This is a genomic window from Myxococcus faecalis (genome assembly GCF_050039385.1).
GTDB classification, from domain to species: domain Bacteria; phylum Myxococcota; class Myxococcia; order Myxococcales; family Myxococcaceae; genus Myxococcus; species Myxococcus fulvus.
Genome location: NZ_CP144336.1, coordinates 8,886,240 through 8,905,275, shown reverse-complemented (window position 1 = coordinate 8,905,275; position 19,036 = coordinate 8,886,240). Strand labels below are relative to the sequence as shown.

The window sequence follows — 19,036 nt, the reverse complement described above, 5'->3', positions numbered from 1 at the left end:
GGCTGCTTCGCGGCCCCGGACGACAGCGCTACTCCTGGGAGCCGCCCTGCTCGGAGCGCACCCAGGACGCATCGACCTCCTCGGAGGACTCGGAGGACATCAGCGCCTCCTCCTCGCCGCCCTCGGCCGCCAGATAGGGCGTGCACGTCGTCCCGGAGTGGTACTCGGTCGCCCACCTCCCGCAGTTGATGATGCGCGTGGTCCAGGGAACGGCGCACGTGGTGTCACACGCCTCGAACTCCTCGCAGATGACATCACAGTCCGGCGGCAGCGCCAGCGCGGACAGGGGGGACAGCACGCACGCCGCGAAACCCGCGAGCAACGTCTTCGAGATGCGCTTCATTGGAATCTCCAGACTGAAACGTCGAGTTGAACCCATCACCAACCGTCCCAGGAGGACGGGACTCACTGCTCGGCGGCGTCCTGCTCGGAGCACTCCCAGGACGCATCCACCGCGTCGGCCTCCTCGGACGAGAACAGCTGCGCCTCCTCGGGGGCCTCCGCCGTCAGGCCCGGCGCGCACGCCGCGCCCGGGTCGTAGTCCGCCACCCAGACGCCGCACGTCACCACCTGCATGCTCCACGGAATGGCGCAGACGATCCGACACGGCGTGCTGGACACGCAGCGGACATCACAGTCCTGCGGCAGCGCCAACGCCGACAGGGGGGCCAGCGCCAACGCCGCGAACAACACCTTCGAGATGCGCTTCATCGGATTCTCCAGGATGAGATGTCGGACCCAGCAAGCCGTGTCACGTCACACGGCGGCGGGACTATCCACCCCAGGCCAGGAAACATCAAAGACAGTCGCGCCGGGTCGGACACCACTCCCCAGGCTTGATACAGGTCAACGACAGACGCGGCCCCGGAGGTCCCGTCCCGCCACAAGACTTCACCCACGCGGCAGCTCCCCCACCCCACCCACCCAGAACAGCCACTCCGGGATGACGCAACACGTCGTCACTCTTTCGGAATCCGGCCGCGCAGACACTGTTGACACTCCGCCAACAAGCCTCCAATATCCCTTTCATCGAAGTGATGAGGCCCCCACCATGAGCTACCAACACATCCGGACCTCGGTCTCGGACCGGGTTGCCACTCTCGAGCTGAACCGTCCCGAGGCGCGAAACGGCTTCACCATCACCATGGCGGACGAGCTGGCGGACGCGCTGACCCAGGCGGACGCCAACGAGGACGTGCGCGTGGTCATCCTCACGGGGGCCGGCAAGGACTTCTGTGTGGGCGCGGACCTGAGCGGCCTGTCCTTCGAGGTCGCCAACGGCGGCCTGCCCGAGCCGGGGTGGGTGGAGCCCGCGACGCGGGTGACCCGCCGCCTGTTCTCCCTGCGCAAGCCCGTCATCGCCGCCGTGCGGGGCGCCGCGGTGGGCGTGGGCTCGACGATGCTCCTGCCCGCGGACTTCCGGCTGGCGGCCAAGGACAGCCGCTTCGGCTTCGTCTTCAGCCGCCGGGGCATCTACCCGGAGGGCGGCTCCAGCTGGTTCCTGCCCCGACTGGTCGGCATGGGCCGCGCGCTCGACTGGATGGTGAGCGGCCGGCTCATCCCCGCGGACGAGGCGCTCGGCGCGGGGCTGGTGCGCTCGCTCCATGAATCCGACGAGGTCCTCGGCGCCGCGCAGGCGCTGGCGCGCGAGCTGGTGGAGTCCACCGCGCCCGTGTCCGTGGCCGTCATCCGTCAGTCCCTCTACCGAATGAGCGCCCTGCCCAGCCCGGAGCAGGCCTTCTCCCTGGACAGCCAGCTCATCGCGAGCCTGGGACAGAACCCCGACGCCGTGGAGGGCGTGATGGCGTTCCTGCAGAAGCGGCCCCCCGCCTTCACGCGCACCGTGGAGCAGGACCAGCCGGCCTTCCTGCCGTGGCGGGAGCACAAGTCATGAGCCCCTCCCCCGCCCCCCGCTGGAAGCGCCTGGAGCCGGACGAGCGCCGCGAGCAGATCCTCGAGGTCGCGACGCGTCTGTTCGGTGAGCGTCCCTACGCGGACGTCTCCACCACGGACATCGCCAAGGAAGCGGGTGTCGCCCGCGGCCTGCTCAACCACTACTTCGGGCAGAAGCGCGACCTGTACCTCAAGGTCGTCAAGCGCATGCTCCTGATGCCCGGCCTGGAGGAGAAGGTCAGCAACACGGGCACGCTGCGCGAGCGCGTGGAGCGCAGCGTCCGGTGGTACCTGGACACGGTGGCCACCCACGGCAAGACGTACGTGGCCGTCACCGCGGTGGGCGGCATCGGCGCGGACCCGGAGGTCGAGCGCATCATCTCCGCCGCGGACGACGTGGCGGCGGCGAAGACGCTCGAGTTCCTGGGGCTCAAGGTGGAGGTGGGCAGCGACGCGCGCCACCGCGCGATGATGCGCTCCTACTCCGGCATGGTGAAGGCCACCATCCGCGAGTGGATTCGCGGCGGGACGCTCACGCGCGAGGAGGCGCACCTGCTCTTGAGCGAATCGCTCATCACGCTCGTTCGCGACGTCATCCCCCAACTGAAGAACATGCCGCCCCGCGCGGAGCCGGAAGCCACGCCCGCTCCGTCCGAGGGTCCGAGCGACAAGGAGCCCTGATGAGCCAGAAGCCTCTGTCGGGACGCACGTTGTTGATGTCCGGAGGAAGCCGCGGAATCGGCCTCGCCATTGGCGTCGCCGCGGGGAGGCTGGGCGCCAACGTGGTGCTCCTGGCCAAGACGGACACGCCCGACCCCAGGCTCCCGGGCACCGTCCACACGGCGGCCGCGGACATCGAGGCCGCCGGAGGCCAGGCGCTCGCGGTGGTGGGCGACGTGCGCGAGGAGGCGGACGTCCAGCGCGCGGTGGACCAGGCCGTCAAGCGCTTCGGCGGCATCGACTTCTGCGTGAACAACGCCAGCGCGCTGGCGCCGCTGAAGACAGACGAGCTGCCCCTCAAGCGGTTCGACCTGATGCAGCAGATCCAGGTGCGCGGCACCTTCCTGCTCACGCGCGCCGCGCTGCCGCACCTCAAGCGCTCCCCGCACGCGCACATCCTGTCGCTGTCGCCGCCCGTCAACCTGGCGCCGCACTGGCTGGGCAAGCACCCGGCGTACACGGTGGCGAAGTATGGGATGACGCTCCTGACGCTGGGCTGGGCCGCGGAGTTCGCCGAGGCGGGCATCGCCGCCAACGCGCTGTGGCCGCGCACGCTCATCGCCACCGCGGCGGTGAAGAACCTGCTCGGCGGGGATGACTCCATGCAGCGCGCGCGCACGCCGGACATCATGGCGGACGCGGCGGTGGCCATCCTCCAGCGCAAGCCGCGCGACTGCACCGGCCACACCTTCATCGACGAGGACGTGCTGCGCGCCGAGGGCGTCACCGACTTCAGCCGCTACGGGGGCGGCGACGACGTCATCCTCGACCTCTACGTCGACCCCTGAGGAGCACCCCACACGCCGCATCCGCAGTCGCCGCGAAACCAGACGCAGGAGGAGTCCATGGGTACGTCGCTCGCAGACCTGGAGGCGCAGTGCCAATCCCTGGCGAACAAGCTCACCCTGCCGCTCTTGCTCAAGCGCAACGCGGACGAACTGGCGGACGAGCCGGCGCTCACCGCCGGTGACACCACGCTCACCTGGGCCCAGATTCGCGCCCGCACCGCGTCGCTGAGCCGGGGCCTGGGCGCGCTCGGGCTCCAGCGCGGCGAGCGGATGATGATCATGATGTCGAGCCGGCCCGAGCACTGGCTCATCGACTACGCCGCGGCCCACCTGGGCGCCATCCCCTGTACCGCCTATCAAACGCTGAGCACGGAGCAAGTAGGCTACGTCGCGCAGCACAGCGCGGCCACGGTGGTGGTGCTCGAGGGCGCCGAGGAGGTCGCCCGCTGGCGCCCCATCCTCAAGTCGCTCTTCTCCCTCAAGCGCATCGTCGTCATCGACCCAGCGGCCGTGCCCGCCGGAGACCCGCTCTATGTCTCCTTCGCGCAGCTGGAGGAGGACGGCGCCGCGCTGCACGCCCAGGCGCCGCAGGTCTTCGAGGACACCTGGAAGCCCATCCGTCCCGAGGACCCCATCGCGATGATGTACACCTCCGGCACCACCGGAGACCCCAAGGGTGTGGTGCTCAGCCACCGCAACGCCTTCTACGAGGCCATCTGCGTGGACGCGGTGGTGCCCACGCCCATGCGCGCGCCGTCCATCGCCTACCTGCCGCTGGCGCACATCGCCGAGCGCGAGCTGGGCCTGTACCGGATGCTCTTCAAGGCGCTGCACGTGCACGTCTGCTCGGACCCGGCGGGCGTGGTGCCGCTGATGGCCAAGGTGCGCCCCCCCGCCTTCTTCGGCGTGCCCCGCGTCTGGGAGAAGCTGGCCGCGGGCCTGCGCGCCAAGCTGGGCACGCTGGAGGCGCCCCGCCGCGACGCCATCATGGGCGCGCACGCGCTCGCGCTGGAGGCGTTCCGGCTGGAGGGCTCCGGCCAGAAGGTGTCCGAGGAGCTGGCCGCCAAGGTCGCCGTGGCGGAGGAGAAGGTGCTCAAGCCCCTGCGCTCCACGCTGGGCCTGGACGCGCTGCAGTGGGCGAGCAGCGGCTCGGCGCCCATCCCCGTGGAGGTGCTGGAGTACCTGGGCGGCTTCGGCATCCGCGTGCTCGAGGTGTGGGGCATGAGCGAGACGACGGGCTGCGCCACCATCAACCTGCCCACCGACTTCCGCGTGGGCTCGGTGGGCCGCCCCGTCCCCGGGCTCGAGCTGAAGCTCGCCTCCGACGGCGAAATCTTCGTGCGCGGCCCCGTGCTGTTCATGGGCTACCTGGCCGGGGACGGGCGCATCGTCAGCGCCACGGACGAGGACGGGTGGCTGGCCACCGGTGACATCGGCACCATCGACGCCGAGGGCTTCCTCACCATCACCGACCGCAAGAAGGAGCTCATCATCACCTCGAGCGGGAAGAACATCGCCCCGTCCCGCATCGAGGGCTTGCTGCGCGCCCACCCGCTCGTGGGCCAGGCGCTCGCGATTGGTGATGGCTGGCCGTATGTCACCGCGCTCATCTGCCTGGACGCGGAGGTCGCGCCCGTGTGGGCCAAGGCCCGGGGCCTGCCGCCCATGTCCGTGGCGGAGCTGACGAAGGACCCCGCCATCCGCTCGGAGCTGGAGGCGCTGGTGGCCTCCGTCAACCAGCGGCTGTCGCGCGCCGAGCAGGTCAAGCGCTTCGAGGTCGTCCACGAGACGTGGTCGCCGGCGACGGGCGAGCTCACCCCCACGCTCAAGCTCAAGCGCCGCGTCATCCTCCAGCAGTACGCCGAGCGCATCGCCACCTTCTACGAGAACGCCTGAGCCCTGCCGCCATGCACGCCAGAACCCCCGAGCAAGCCTCGTTCGCCGCGTCCATCGATGCCTTCTGCCGCGCCAGGACGGGCACCCGCGCCCAGCGCGACGCCTTGACGCAGCACGGCGTGGAGGCGCACAACGTCGAGCTGTACGCGCAGATGGCCGAGCTGGGCTGGCTCGGCGTGGGCATCGACGCGGAGTACGGCGGCTCCGGCGGCGGCATGTCGGAGATCTGCCTGTTCGCGGAGCGCACCGCCTACGGGCTCGCGCCGGTGGGCGGCTACGTCACCACCGCCGTCGCGGCCGGGCCCTACGCGAGGTTCGGCACGCCCGCGCAGAAGCAGAAGGTGCTCACGGGAATCACGCAAGGGCGGGTGGAGGCCATCTCCATCTCGGAGCCCGGCGCGGGCTCGGACGCGGCGGCCATCACCTGCCGCGCCGAGCGCGCCTCGGGCGGCTTCGTCGTCAACGGCCAGAAGACGTGGTGCTCCAACGCGCACATCGCCGACCACCTGCTGCTGGTGGCGAGGACGCGCGGCGCGGGCCCGGGCTCTCGCCACGAGGGGCTCACCATGTTCTGCGTGCCCACGAGCACGCCGGGCGTGGAGATTCGCGGCATCCCCACGCTCAACGGCAAGGAGGTCAACGACGTCTACTTCACCGACTGCTTCCTGCCCGAGGACAGCGTGGTGGGCGTGGTGGACCAGGCGTGGCCGCAGCTGATGTCGGGGCTCAACAGCGAGCGGCTCATCCTGGCGGCGACGATGCTGGGCCGGGGGCGGCGCGCGTTCGACGACGCGGTGGCGTACGTGAAGGACCGCAAGCAGTTCGGCAAGCCGGTGGGCTCGTTCCAGGCCCTCAAGCACCGCATCGCGGACCTGGCGCTGGAGCTGGAGTGCAGCGAGCTGCTCCTGTACCGCGTGGCGCAGATGGCGGACGAGGCCCCGGAGAAGATGCTCCCGCGCGAGGCCTCCATGGCCAAGCTGAAGGCCACCGAGACGGCCAAGCGCGTGGCGCTGGAGGGCGTGCAGATGATGGGGGGTTACGGCTACGCCACCGAGTTCGATATGGAATCGCATCTGCGTGCCACGGTGATTTCCACCGTCTATGGTGGCACGAGCGAAATCCAGCGGGACATCATCGGCAAGACGTTCGGACTCTAGACAGCAGTCACGACAGCGCGGAGACAGACAATGACGGCACGTCCTCGGTGGAGCTCCGACGAGCTCGAGCAGGTGCGCGGCCTCGCGGCCACCTATTTCACGAAGGAGGTCCTCCCCAACGTGCCCAAGCACGTGGCCCAGGGCTTCCCGGACAAGGCGCTCTACCGCCGGGCGGGCGAGCTGGGCCTTCTGTGCATGTCCATCCCGGAGGCATACGGCGGCGGCGGCGGCACGTTCGCCCACGAGGCCATCCTCCTGGAGGAGCAGGTGCGCGCCGGGGACCCGACGATGGGCTTCGCGGTGCACTCCACCATCGTCGCGCACTACGTGCTCGCGTACGCCTCCGAGGCCCAGAAGCTCAAGTGGCTGCCCAAGCTCGCCAGCGGCGAGTGGGTGGGCGCCATCGCCATGACGGAGCCGGGCACGGGCTCGGATCTGCAGGCCATCTCCACCCGCGCGGTGCGCGACGGCGACTTCTACAAAGTGAGCGGGTCCAAGACCTTCATCTCCAACGGCCGCGTCTGTGACTTCCTCATCATCGCGGTGCGCACCAGCGACGTGAAGGGCCATGCGGGCATCTCCCTGTTGTGTGCCGAGGTCTCCGACACCACGCCCGGCTTCGAGCGGGGCCGCATCCTGGAGAAGCTGGGCGGCCACGGGCAGGACACCACGGAGCTGTTCTTCGACGAGCTCCGGATTCCGGCCGTCAACGTGCTGGGCGGCGAGGAGGGCTCGGGCTTCATCCAGCTGATGCAGCAGCTGCCCCAGGAGCGGCTGGCCACGGCGGTGCTCGCGCAGGCGAGCATCGAGCGGGCCGTGGCGCTCACGGTCGACTACACCAAGCAGCGCCAGGTGTTCGGCAAGCCGCTTTTCGCTCTGCAGAACACGCGCTTCGAGCTGGCGGAATGCGCGACGCTGGGCCGGGTTGGACGGGCGTTCCTCGACGAGTGCGTGGAGAAGCACCTGGCGGGGGAGCTGGACGTGGCGTCCGCGGCCATGGCCAAGTACTGGCTGACGGACCAGGCGAGCAGCGTCGCGGACCGTTGCCTCCAGCTTTTCGGAGGGTATGGGTACATGAAGGAATACCCCATCGCTCACCTGTTCGCGGATACTCGCGTCATGCGCATCTTCGCCGGCGCCAACGAGGTCATGAAGGAACTCGTCGCCCGTTCGCTGTAGACCACTCCCACACCGAATCCCAAGGAGGCTCCCGGTGAGCCAGGAAGCATTCATCTTCGACGCCGTCCGTACACCTCGCGGCAAGGGCAAGAAGGGCGCGCTGCACGGCATCAAGCCCATCTCCCTGCTGGTCGGCCTGGTGGACGCCCTCAAGAAGCGCCACCCCGGCCTGGACCCAAAGCAGATCGACGACATCGTGCTGGGCATCGTGTCGCCGGTGGGCGACCAGGGCGCGGACATCGCGCGCACGCTGGTGCTGGCGGCGGGCCTGCCGGAGACGGTGGGCGGCGTGCAGCTCAACCGCTTCTGTGCCTCCGGCCTGACGGCGGTGAACATGGCCGCGCAGCAGGTGCGCTCGGGCTGGGAGCACCTGGTCATCGCGGGCGGCGTGGAGAGCATGTCGCGCGTGCCCATGGGCTCCGACGGCGGCGCGTGGGCCATGGACCCGGCCACCAACTACGACACGTACTTCGTGCCGCAGGGCATCTCCGCGGACCTCATCGCGACGATGGAGGGCTTCACCCGCGAGGACGTGGACACCTACGCCGCGCAGTCGCAGGCGCGCGCCGCGAAGGCCTGGGCGGAGGGCTACTTCAAGAACTCCGTCATCCCCGTGGTGGACCAGAACGGCCTGGTCGTCCTGGAGCGCGACGAGCACCCGCGCAAGGACACCACCGTGGCGTCGCTGGGGCAGCTGAGCCCGTCGTTCGCCGCCATGGGTGAGATGGGCGGCTTCGACGCGGTGGCGCTGCAGAAGTACCACATGGTGGAGCGCATCGAGCACGTGCACACCCCGGGCAACTCGTCGGGCATCGTGGACGGCGCGGCGCTGGTGCTCATCGGCTCGGAGAAGGTGGGGAAGTCGCTGGGGCTGACGCCGCGCGCGCGCATCGCCGCGGTGGCCACGTCCGGCTCGGACCCGACCATCATGCTGACGGGCCCCATCCCCGCCACGCGCAAGCTGCTCGACATGACGGGCCTGTCGGTGAAGGACATCGACCTGTTCGAGCTCAACGAGGCCTTCGCCTCCGTGGTGCTCAAGTACCAGAAGGACCTGGGCATCCCGAACGAGAAGATCAACGTCAACGGCGGCGCCATCGCCATGGGGCACCCGCTGGGCGCCACGGGCGCGATGATCCTGGGCACCATGGTGGACGAGCTGGAGCGGCGCAAGGCGCGCCGGGCCGTCATCACCCTGTGCGTCGGCGGTGGCATGGGCGTGGCCACCCTCATCGAGCGCGTCTGACCTTTCTGCGCATCCCCTTTCGACCAAGATTCGAGCAAACCCCATGAGCGAGCAGAGCACCATCCGCTGGGACAAGGATGCCGACGGCATCGTCACCTTGACGCTGGATGACCCCCACCAGTCCGCCAACACCATGAACGCCGCGTACATCCAGTCGATGCGCGCGACGGTGGAGCGGCTGGTCAAGGAGAAGGCGGACATCAAGGGCGTCGTCATCACCTCCGCGAAGAAGACCTTCTTCGCCGGCGGCGACCTGAACGACCTGTTGAAGATCCGCAAGGAGAACGCGAAGCAGGCGTTCGAGCTGGGCCAGGAGCTCAAGGCGCAGCTGCGCGCGCTGGAGACCCTGGGCAAGCCCGTGGTCGCCGCCATCAACGGCGCTGCGCTGGGCGGCGGCCTGGAGATTGCGCTCGCCTGTCACCGCCGCATCGTCGCGGACGTGAAGGGCGCGCAGATTGGCCTGCCGGAGGTCACCCTGGGCCTGCTGCCCGGCGCGGGCGGCGTGGTGCGCACGGTGCGGATGCTGGGCATCGTGGACGCGCTGATGAAGGTGCTCCTGCAGGGCCAGCGCTACCGTCCCCAGGAGGCCAAGGAGGTGGGCCTGGTGCACGAGGTGGTGGACTCGGTGGAGGCGCTCATCCCCGCGGCCAAGGCGTGGGTGAAGGCGAACCCGAGCTCGCAGCAGCCGTGGGACCAGAAGGGCTACAAGATTCCGGGCGGCACGCCGACGTCCCCCGGGCTCGCGGCGAACCTGCCGGCCTTCCCCGCCAACCTGCGCAAGCAGCTCAAGGGCGCGAACATGCCCGCCCCCCGCGCCATCATGGCGGTGGCGGTGGAGAGCACGCAGGTGGACGTGGACACCGCGTTCACCGTCGAGTCGCGCTACTTCACGGAGCTGGCGACGGGTCAGGTCGCGAAGAACATGATTCAGGCGTTCTTCTTCGACATGCAGCACATCAACTCCGGTGGCGGCCGGCCCAAGGGCTATCCGCAGCACACGGCGAAGAAGGTGGGCATCCTGGGCGCCGGCATGATGGGCGCGGGCATCGCCTACGTGTGCGCCAAGGCGGGCATCGAGGTGGTTCTCAAGGACGTGAGCGTCGCCGCCGCGGAGAAGGGCAAGCAGTACTCCGTGAAGCTCGTGGAGAAGGCCCTGGAGAAGGGCAAGACGACGAAGGAGAAGGGCGACGCGCTGCTCGCGCGCATCACCCCCACCCAGGACGCCGCGGCGCTCAAGGGTTGCGACCTGGTCATCGAGGCCGTGTTCGAGGGCGTGGAGCTCAAGCACAAGGTCTTCCAGGAGGTGCAGGACGTGGTGGCGCCCGACGCGGTGCTGGCGTCCAACACGTCCACGCTGCCCATCACCCTCCTGGCCGAGGGCGTGAAGCGCTCCGAGGACTTCGTGGGCATGCACTTCTTCTCCCCCGTGGACAAGATGCCGCTGTTGGAGCTCATCGCCGGCAAGAAGACGAGCGACGCGACGCTGGCGAAGGCCATCGACATCGCGGTGCAGATCGGCAAGACGCCCATCGTCGTCAACGACAGCCGCGGCTTCTTCACCAGCCGCGTCATCGGCACGTTCCTCAACGAGGCCATCGCCATGGTGGGCGAGGGCATCTCCCCGGCGTCCATCGAGCAGGCGGGCCTGCAGGCGGGCTACCCCGCGGCGCCCCTGGCGCTGATGGACGAGCTGACGCTGACCCTGCCGCGCAAGATTCGCGAGGAGACGAAGGCCGCCGCGGTGGCCGAGGGCAAGCCGTGGGCGGACCACGGCAGCTACGCCGTCGTCGACTCGCTCATCGACCAGCACGGGCGCAAGGGCCGCTCCACGGGGGCGGGCTTCTACGACTACGTGGACGGCAAGCGCGCGGGCCTGTGGTCGGGGCTGGCGAAGCACTACACCAGGCCGGGCACGACCATCCCCTTCGAGGACATGAAGGACCGGATGCTGTTCGCGGAGGCCATCGACACGGTGCGCTGCTTCGACGAGGGCGTGCTGCGCTCGGCGGCGGACGCCAACATCGGCTCCATCCTGGGCATCGGCTTCCCGGCGTGGACGGGCGGCGTGGCCCAGTTCATCAACGGCTACGAGGGGCCCACGGGCACGGGCCTGAGGGGCTTCATCGCCCGCGCGAACGAGCTGGCGAAGCGCTACGGCAAGCACTTCGAGCCGCCCGCGTCGCTCATCCAGAAAGCGGAGCGAGGTGAGCTCCTGAAGTAGCCGCGCATCGCCTTTCGCAAGGAGAAGTCCATGGTCCAGAGCTCCAGTCGCCTCGCCGCCGTACCGCCTCCGCTCGACGCGGGGGCGCTCGTCGAAAAGCAGCGCGCCTATTTCGAGTCTCGCGTGACGCTCCCGCTCGAGTGGCGGCGGGCGCGGCTGGAAGCCCTGGACCGGGTGGTGCGCAAGTACGAGGCGGAGATCCTCGCCGCCCTCAAGGCCGACCTCTCGAAGAGCGCCGAGGAGGCGTATCTGACGGAGGTCGGCAGCATCCATGGAGAGATAAAAGGTGCGCTCAAGCACCTGAAGTCGTGGATGAAGCCGCGCCGGGGCTCCGCGCCCATCGTCATCCAGCCGGCGCGGGCGTACCAATATTCGGACCCGCTGGGCGTGACGCTCATCATCGCGCCGTGGAACTACCCGTATCAGCTGTCCCTCGCGCCGCTCATCGGGGCGCTCGCGGCCGGGTGCACCGCGGTGCTCAAGCCCAGCGAGCTGGCGCCGGCGACGTCGGCGGTGCTGGCGAAGCTCCTGGGTGAGGCCTTCTCCCCGGAGGTCGTCGCCGTGGTGGAGGGCGACGCGGACGCCAGCCGCGAGTTGCTGGCGCAGCGCTGGGACCTCATCTTCTTCACCGGCGGCACCCAGGTGGGCCGCGTGGTGGCCGAGGCCGCCGCCAAGCACCTGACGCCCACGGTGCTGGAATTGGGCGGCAAGAGCCCCTGCATCGTCGACCGGAGCGCGGACCTGGAGGTCACCGCGCGCCGCATCGCCTGGGGCAAGTACCTCAACGCGGGCCAGACGTGCATCGCCCCGGACTACGTGCTGATTCCCCCCGAGCTGAAGGCGCCCTTCACGGAGCTGGTGAAGAAGGCCGTCACCCAGTTCTACGGCCAGGACGCGCGCCAGAGCAGCGACTACGGCCGCATCATCAGCCCCCGGCACTTCGAGCGCGTCCGCGCGCTGGCCGGGCACGGCAAGGTGACCTTCGGCGGCGAGCACGACGCGGCCAGCCGCTTCTTCGCCCCCACCGTCATCACCGACGCGCCCCTGTCCAGCCCGCTGATGCAGGATGAGATCTTCGGTCCCCTCCTCCCGCTGGTGGACTGCCCGAGCATCGACGAGGCCATCCGCTTCGTGCGCTCGCGCCCCAAGCCGCTCGCGCTCTACAGCTTCTCCAAGGACGCGGCCGTCAACGAGCGGGTGCTGACGGAGACGTCCAGCGGCGGCGCGGTGGTCAACGACGTGTGCGTGCACTTCGCGGCGGAGGGGCTGCCCTTCGGCGGCGTGGGCGAGTCCGGCGTGGGCGGCTACCACGGCCAGGCCAGCTTCGATGCCTTCAGCCACAAGAAGAGCGTGGTGAAGCGGCCCTTCCTGCTGGACCTGGCGATGCGCTACCCGCCGTACGTGGGCAAGCTGGGCCTCTTCAAGCGCCTGATGTAGCCCGACACGACGAGGCCGCCGGGACGCTGCTCCCGACGGCCCGGGTTCCTCCAGGCCTCTCGCGGACGGGCACCCTGCCCCGCCCGCGCGAGGCCTTCGTCGTCACAGCGTCTTCATGTACTCGATGATGGCCCAGCGCTCGCTGTCGGTGAGCGACTGGGTGAAGTCGTGGCCCTCGTTGCCGAGCCCGTACAGGTGCGAGTTGAAGATCATGCGCGAGCGGATCTGCTTCTGGGTGATGGGCGGCGGCGACTGGTAGGCCAGCGAGTTGTAGTTGGCGACGGTGTTGGCGATGTTCGCGAACAGGACGTCGAGCGTGGCCATCTCCTGGCTGCAGGGGATGAAGGGGTCATTGGCCGGGCGGTCTCCGCAGGCCAGGGCCTGCACCTTCCAACCGAGCTTGTTGAAGTCGTACGCGGCGAAGCTCATGTCGTAGCCGGCGTTGGAGCCCAGCGCGTTGCCGGAGACCTGCTGACGCTTCCAGACCTTGGGGCGGTCCGAGGGCTTGAGCACGTCCCAGAGGGTGGGCACGCTGGAGTTGTGGAAGTACGGCGCGGAGGCCCAGGCGCCGTAGAGCGGCGTGGCGATGTAGCCGAAGGGCTTGATCCAGATGTTCGGCCCCTCCGGCGAGTAGATGGGCCCGGTGCCCCGGTCATACGCGGCGCGCGGCACGCGGCGCAGGGCGCTGGTGATGGGGTCGTCATAGAAGGGTCCGTGGTCCGGGTGCTGGTCGTTGTAGGCCAGGAAGGACGTGTTCCAGGCGCGGCGCTTGCGCTCGTCCGCCATGAGGTCCTTGCGGGCCGGGTCCGTGCGGATGGTCTCAATCGGGGTGATGACGCCGGAGATGCCCTTGAGGCGCGGGTCCGGGAGGAAGGCGGGGTTGGCGGCGTGGCGCGGCGAGTAGACGCCGTGGCAGCTCGCGCAGGAGCCGTTGCCGGGCTGCTTGGGAATGTTGGCGTTGGCGCCGTTGGCCCACAGGTCGCGCTCGTGGAAGAGGATGGCGCCCTGCTCCGCCAGGGCCGTGTTGATGGCCTTGGGATAGGTGGGCGGCGACAGGGAGACGAAGAAGTTGTCGTTGTCCTCGAACTCGGCGGTGAGGGCGCGACGCTCGGGGGCGGAGCGGGTGATGTTGGCGATGCCGAACGCCATCTCCGAGCGGACGTTGTCGGACGTGAGCGCGCCGTCCCAGAACTGGCGCGTCTTGAAGGCGCGGTACCACCAGTTGGGGGCGCGCGACATGCCACCCGCGTGGGTGGGGAAGTACTCGAGCAGGCTGGGCGCCAGCGACATGGCATCCATGTCGAAGAGCGCGGGCAAGAGGTCCACGATGCCAATGGCGTCGCTCATGCCGCGCCCGACGCTCCAGGGCACCGGGACGATCTGGAAGATGTTGCCCACCACGGTGGAGCGGAACATGTCGGACTGGATGAGGCCCGCGTCGATGGCGTCACTGGAGCGGCCCCACAGGAAGGACGACTCCGAGTCGCCCCCCAGCTTCGAGTCGTGGCACCCCGAGCAGGAGGAGGCGATGGCGCCCGTCCAGCGGCCGTTGGCGTCGCGCTCCTGGACCATGCCGAGGGGGAGCTGCCCGCTCCCTCCGTTGGTGAGGTTGGGGTTCTCCCAGGGGTACGGATAGGGATTGCGGAAGGGGGCCTTCGCCAGGCCGAAGCGCTTGATGATCTGCTCGTCGAAGTCCGACGGGCGCAGCGGGTAACCCCACAGCGTGTACATGTAGTAGTACGCCGACGCCGTGGTGAACGGCTGGAAGTAGGCCCGCGTCTCGATGTTCTTCTTGCCGCGGGCGACGCTGGCCCGGAACTCGCCGCATGTCTTGGGGTTGGGCGGCAGGTTGGAGATGAACGGCGGCGGCGGAGTGTGCAGGTCCACCCAGAAGGCATTGAACTGCACCGCCGCGCCCGGCTTGTTGACGCCCGGGACGACGAGCGTGCGCGGGTCCACGGGTAGCAGCGTGGAGTCCGGCTTCCCCTCACAGGCCGCCGCGAACGGTGCTCGCAAGGGGGTGCTGTCCAACAACGGCAACTCCGCGGCCGCGGCCTGGGTCACTCCCAGGGCCGCGACGAAGACACTCGAAAAAGCCAACGAACCACTGCGGTGCAGTCGCATGAGCGGGCCCTCCTCCGCTTATTAGCAGGGTGACAACAAGGGACTTTTTAAGGCTGTCAGTGAAGCGTCTCAATACGCGGCGCGTCACCGCGCGACTGCCAATTGCCAATAAGGGCCCTGAGCCGTCTGCACCCTCGCAGTTCCAGATGATTGGAGATTGCGCGTGTTGTTGACGCACCAGAGAGCCGGGAATGCACCATGCGCCGCCGTGCTGAACAGGCGCGGAGGGGCTCGCGTCTCAATTACGACACTGCGCTGTTCAGCGGCTTGCCTCGGGGGCGAGGCAAGGCGTGCGCGCCCTGCCAGAGGACAAGGCAAATAGCAATACCCCCGGGAGGGAATCCAACTCTCCTGAGCTTGACTGTACCGTATTCGCCGTCGTCACCAGAGACCTGCAAGGGGCGCCTATGTCCGAGGGAATCAAATCCGTTGGTATCTCCGCCGCGAAAACTTCCATCAACTCCATAGTCATCGCCATTGTCGCGCTCGGCGCGATCAGCATCGGTTACCACAGGGTTCGCCCCATGCCGCTGACTGGCGGGGAGTTGGCCATCTCCTTGGCCAAGCAAAGTCTACAAACCGGTGTCGAGGACTTTGCATCCATGCTGACTCGCTATCTGAATGGTTCAGACGCCGATCGGCTCGACAGCATGATTCAAGCGCGCCTCAGCGAACAGCGAGGCGAGATCAACGTCAAGGGATGGACGGCCAAAGAAGTCACCAGCAACATATTCCTGGTCAGCTTCACCTGGACCAGGCCCAAAAATGACGAATGGGGTCTATTCTTCGAAGTCGACATCAAGAACAAACTCGCTCGCGCCATCGTGCCAGATGACGAACTCGCTCTGAAATACGGCATACGCTCACAGGAGAGCTTTCAGAAAGACGAGGCCATCACGCGAGACTTCATCAAGAAGAAATATCCCGAGGGAGCACTCCAGTACGCGAACCACGTCCTCACGATCCAAGGCAGAGCCGACGGTGACTACAATCCACAAGATGTCGCCCAGGAGATTCACCGCAGTCTGAAGGGGGCGTTCGAACACCGCAAGGACCAGTACCTCCAAGTCAAGATGACGAAGGGCGCTCTCGTCGGTGAACACGCAGCTCGATACTAGCTCTCATAGCAACAGATTCACTCCAGTCCTCCGTTCATCACACCACAGACAAAATCTCAGCAGCCCCACTCACAAACGAGGAACACCATGCCACGGAAAGCAGTCATTACGTTCGACCTGAAGTCTCAGACTAGCAACGACTATAAGATCGCCTACGACATCTTGGGAAACGCGAATTTCCAAGTCGTGTCGCCCAACATGGGCATCCTTCTCCCCAACACGACCGTCATGGGATTCATCCCTGACCACTGGGGTGCTGCAGACCTGAGAGACGCGGTCATGGACACGTTCAGGAACAATGGTCTCAACCTGACATCGATCCTTTGCGGCATCGTCTCAGACTGGGCGGTCTGGGGAGACCGCGCGGACTACAAATCGTTCGCTGCGTAGATCCAGCATCGCTAATCATCTTCATTCCTGGATGCTTCGCCAAAACTCCGTGCATACCCTCGCTATGCACGGAACCCCATCCTGACAAGGAATCCAGTCCTGCCAGGCCTGTGTCCTTCATGCCCAGGCTAACGCTCCAGACCGCGCACCTGTGGAGGCTGTGGATTGGCGAACGTGGGCACCCTAGACGCTTCGCGATGACCTTCGTCAATCTCGTCGTGGGCCACTACTTCGATGGGCAGGAAGACTGCTCCCACGCCAATCAACGCCCCGATGACAAGAAGACTGTGCCGCCGTCAAAGGAGCGCCGACTCTTAACAAGACCTCGAACGACTTCTCCACCAACTTCATCGAGGCAGGTAATGCTAGCACTCCTATGGAATTCCCCCCTCCCCCTGGACCTTGATTGCGGAGGCGGCACTCCTCCCCCGGATAGGACGCAAACTTCGGCGCGCCCGCCCTCAGCGTGCATGGACAGGGCTTCCTCAACATCCTGTTCCTCCGGCCCGTCCACCTGCTCTACGGCAGCCTCATCTTCGAGTTGGGCCCAGCCTGCGCACACAGTGCCATGCCCGGCGACCCGCAAAGCCCCCCTCCGACGCAATGCCTCCCACCTCCGCGGACCTGTCCCCACGCCTGACATTGAGGGGTGGCGCCCCAGGACAGCTCCTCAATTCGTGCATTCCAGGTCATAATGAGAGGACCGCCACGAAGGAGGCTCGCGATGTTCGACGTCATGCAGGTCGCAAGGCAGCTCAAGAGCGCGGTGCTGGCGGACCCCGAGCGTTTCTATTCGAACGAGACGGGTGCATGGGTGGCAGGCCTGCCCAGACCGCAAGAGATTCGCGTCGTCACGGGGCGGGAGCCCTTCTGGATCAACCTGGGCTACTGGCGTGACGTGGAGCGCGTGGACGAGACGAACTGCGAGCGCGTCGGGGATTTGTTCAAAGCCGCACAAGCGCAGATGGCCCACCTGCTCGCGCGCACGGCGCGACTGGGCGAGCGGGACGTGGTGCTCGACTGCGGGTTCGGCTACGCCGACCAGGACATCCTCTGGGCGGAGGAGTACCGCCCCGCCCGAATCGTGGGCATCAATGTCACCCCCAATCAGGTCCGCGTGGGCAAGGAGCGCGTGAAGCTGACGGGGCTGGAGGACCGGGTGAGGCTGGAGGTGGGCTCGGCCACCCAGATTCCCTTCGGTGACGGCGAGTTCGACGTCGTCTTCGCGCTGGAGTCCGCGATGCACTTCCGCACGCGCGGCGACTTCCTGCGTGAGGCCTTCCGGGTGCTCAGGCCCGGCGGGCGCCTGGTGATGGCGGACATGTGTCAGAAGACGGACCGCGAGTCCGGCGCGGGCCTGCGCCGACGGCTGCGGCACCGGTACTGGCGCGGACGGATTGCGTTTCCGGAGGCCAACGTCTGGACGACGCAGCGCTATCTCACGGAGCTGAACGCGGCCGGCTTCCACCAGGGGAAGCTGGAGTCCATCGCGTCGGACGTCTACCCGGCCGTCAACACCGCGCTGGCCGCGCTCCGGGGCATGACGGCCGCGGAGCGTCAGCCCGGCAGCGTCACCGTGGCGAAGGTGCGCGAGGACGTGCGGCGCGCCCGCCAGATGGAGTTCGAGCAGCTCCAGTGGCTGACGCTGTTCAACTGCGACGAGTACGCGGTGGTCAGCGCCGAGAAGCCCTGACGCCCACTCGCCCGGAAGTCGCTGGAGGACTTCCGGGCGGGCACCCCGGCTCAGGCGAGCGAGGCGACGTAGAAGTGCGTCGGCAGGTGGACGACGAGCGCCTCGTGAATCTCTCCGCAGACGGCCAGGCCGTCGCGCGGGAAGATGCCGGGAGGCGGCGTGGCGAAGCGGATGGAGGAGCGGCCGCTGTCGAAGATGGTGGCCGCCGCGGTGAAGTCCCCGACGATGACCTGCCCGGGGTCCACCATGCGCGCGCGGGCGATGCGCACGCCCATGCTCGTCAGGTCCGACAACAGCCCGCCCTTGCCCACGAAGTAGCGGTAGTAGTCCGCCGGGTTGACGAGGATGCCGTCCGCGCTGCCGCCCATCTGCTCCACCCTGTCACACGCCGCCAGCAGCGAGGACACGGGGTCCGAGCGCGCCGGCAGCCGAGCGATTCCCGGCGTCTCCAGCAGGCCCCGCACGCGGTCCCCTCCCCGCCCTCTGGCGAGCGCCTGGTTCTCCGCGGTGCACAGCCGCACGAGCAGCCGGAAGTCGATGAACGTCGCCAGCGTCTCCGGGTCGTCCAGGAGCGCGGGCGGGACCTGGATCCACGCCGTGGTGGGCTTGAGCGTCGCGAGGTCCGTATGGAACTCGAACGCGGCCTCGGGGCGCAGGCCCACGTCTTCCACCTGCACGGTGGGCGGCGACTGGGGCGGCGTCTCGTGCCAGTACTTCACCTTGCCGCCCTCGGCCTTCACCACCTTGAACAGGCCGCGCACCGCGATGCGCGGGCGCCGCTTGAAGCCCGGGAAGGCCTCCGTGATGGTGTGCGAGAACTCCACCGAGGCCTTCGCGCCCTGCGTGGCGACGGCCTGGGCGAAGGCCCTTCCGGGTGAGAGGAGCGGCTGCTCCGGGGATTCGTTCGTGCTCATGGCGCCCCCGGGCCTACTCGCCCCAGTCCTCCTCGACTTCGGGCGCTTCCTCGAGCCGGAGCGGATTGAGGCCGACCACCTCGAGCTCTCCGTCACAGCCCGAGCACGTCAACACCTCGCCCTGCACGCGGCCCTCGGCCTCGATGGGCTCCGAACACGTGGGACAGCGGGCCTGCCCGGTCGATTCCGACTGCTTCGTCAGTGCATGCATGCCCTTGCTCCTCTTTTGCTGAATCGGCGCAGTGTGTGAGTCTTCATTC

General features: G+C 68.1%; 17 protein-coding genes. 12 read left to right on the top strand and 5 right to left on the bottom strand.

The genetic code is table 11. The features are described 5' to 3' along the window. Positions 1-28 precede the first annotated feature (28 nt). Both VZQ01_RS36005 and VZQ01_RS36000 read right to left on the bottom strand, forming a co-directional pair. Entirely contained in the window at positions 29-343 is a 315-nt protein-coding gene (locus VZQ01_RS36005; RefSeq protein ID WP_223785593.1) for a hypothetical protein, read from the bottom strand. Positions 344-405: 62 nt separating this feature from the next. After that, entirely contained in the window at positions 406-711 is a 306-nt protein-coding gene (locus VZQ01_RS36000; protein WP_223785592.1) for a hypothetical protein, read from the bottom strand. 340 nt (positions 712-1,051) lie between these two features. On the opposite strand from VZQ01_RS36000, the gene VZQ01_RS35995 reads away from it, so the two are divergent. From VZQ01_RS35995 to VZQ01_RS35955, 9 genes are read left to right on the top strand one after another with little or no spacing between them, the layout of a single operon-like run. Next, complete coding sequence (locus VZQ01_RS35995; RefSeq protein WP_223752163.1) at positions 1,052-1,894, top strand: enoyl-CoA hydratase-related protein; 843 nt, start codon at positions 1,052-1,054, stop codon at positions 1,892-1,894. After that, entirely contained in the window at positions 1,891-2,574 is a 684-nt protein-coding gene (locus VZQ01_RS35990; RefSeq protein ID WP_223785590.1) for a TetR/AcrR family transcriptional regulator, read from the top strand. The genes VZQ01_RS35995 and VZQ01_RS35990 overlap by 4 nt, the downstream gene beginning before the upstream one ends. Then, positions 2,574-3,401, top strand: a complete 828-nt coding sequence (locus VZQ01_RS35985; RefSeq protein WP_426745910.1) for an SDR family oxidoreductase — start codon at positions 2,574-2,576, stop codon at positions 3,399-3,401. Before VZQ01_RS35990 ends, VZQ01_RS35985 begins: the two co-directional genes overlap by 1 nt. A 57-nt stretch (positions 3,402-3,458) precedes the next feature. Then, positions 3,459-5,297 (top strand): AMP-dependent synthetase/ligase, encoded by a 1,839-nt coding sequence (locus VZQ01_RS35980; RefSeq protein WP_426745909.1) that lies wholly within the window; start codon positions 3,459-3,461, stop codon positions 5,295-5,297. A gap of 11 nt (positions 5,298-5,308) precedes the next feature. Then, a complete protein-coding gene (locus VZQ01_RS35975) occupies positions 5,309-6,454 on the top strand; it encodes an acyl-CoA dehydrogenase family protein (protein ID WP_426745908.1) in 1,146 nt (381 codons plus the stop codon). 30 nt (positions 6,455-6,484) lie between these two features. Beyond that, positions 6,485-7,633, top strand: coding sequence for an acyl-CoA dehydrogenase family protein (locus VZQ01_RS35970; RefSeq protein WP_223752168.1), 1,149 nt, complete (start codon positions 6,485-6,487; stop codon positions 7,631-7,633). A 34-nt stretch (positions 7,634-7,667) separates the two neighbouring features. Further along, positions 7,668-8,879, top strand: coding sequence for an acetyl-CoA C-acetyltransferase (locus tag VZQ01_RS35965; RefSeq protein WP_141328618.1), 1,212 nt, complete (start codon positions 7,668-7,670; stop codon positions 8,877-8,879). Positions 8,880-8,922: 43 nt separating this feature from the next. After that, the gene (locus VZQ01_RS35960; RefSeq protein WP_426745907.1) at positions 8,923-11,100 is read left to right on the top strand and encodes a 3-hydroxyacyl-CoA dehydrogenase NAD-binding domain-containing protein; all 2,178 of its coding nucleotides are present in this window, start codon (positions 8,923-8,925) and stop codon (positions 11,098-11,100) included. Positions 11,101-11,130: 30 nt separating this feature from the next. Further along, on the top strand, positions 11,131-12,537 hold the full coding sequence (locus VZQ01_RS35955; protein ID WP_426745906.1) for an aldehyde dehydrogenase family protein: 1,407 nt from the start codon (positions 11,131-11,133) through the stop codon (positions 12,535-12,537). Positions 12,538-12,639: 102 nt separating this feature from the next. On the opposite strand, the gene roxA is transcribed toward VZQ01_RS35955, so the two are convergent. After that, positions 12,640-14,661: a rubber dioxygenase RoxA gene (roxA, locus tag VZQ01_RS35950; RefSeq protein ID WP_426745905.1), complete on the bottom strand. Its 2,022-nt coding sequence runs from the start codon at positions 14,659-14,661 to the stop codon at positions 12,640-12,642. A 290-nt stretch (positions 14,662-14,951) separates the two neighbouring features. Between roxA and VZQ01_RS35945 the strand changes: the two genes are divergently transcribed. The 3 genes from VZQ01_RS35945 to VZQ01_RS35935 all read left to right on the top strand — a co-directional run bounded on the left by VZQ01_RS35945 (position 14,952) and on the right by VZQ01_RS35935 (position 17,862). Then, complete coding sequence (locus VZQ01_RS35945; protein ID WP_426745904.1) at positions 14,952-15,779, top strand: hypothetical protein; 828 nt, start codon at positions 14,952-14,954, stop codon at positions 15,777-15,779. Positions 15,780-15,866: 87 nt separating this feature from the next. Then, positions 15,867-16,169, top strand: coding sequence for a hypothetical protein (locus tag VZQ01_RS35940; protein WP_426745903.1), 303 nt, complete (start codon positions 15,867-15,869; stop codon positions 16,167-16,169). A gap of 724 nt (positions 16,170-16,893) precedes the next feature. Beyond that, entirely contained in the window at positions 16,894-17,862 is a 969-nt protein-coding gene (locus VZQ01_RS35935; RefSeq protein ID WP_141328624.1) for an SAM-dependent methyltransferase, read from the top strand. A 50-nt stretch (positions 17,863-17,912) separates the two neighbouring features. On the opposite strand, the gene VZQ01_RS35930 is transcribed toward VZQ01_RS35935, so the two are convergent. Both VZQ01_RS35930 and lysW read right to left on the bottom strand, forming a co-directional pair. Beyond that, positions 17,913-18,776: a family 3 encapsulin nanocompartment shell protein gene (locus tag VZQ01_RS35930; RefSeq protein WP_426745902.1), complete on the bottom strand. Its 864-nt coding sequence runs from the start codon at positions 18,774-18,776 to the stop codon at positions 17,913-17,915. A 13-nt stretch (positions 18,777-18,789) separates the two neighbouring features. Further along, positions 18,790-18,987 carry a lysine biosynthesis protein LysW gene (lysW, locus tag VZQ01_RS35925; protein WP_046714639.1) on the bottom strand — a complete coding sequence of 66 codons (198 nt, stop codon included), beginning with the start codon at positions 18,985-18,987 and terminating at the stop codon, positions 18,790-18,792. Positions 18,988-19,036: the final 49 nt, after the last annotated feature.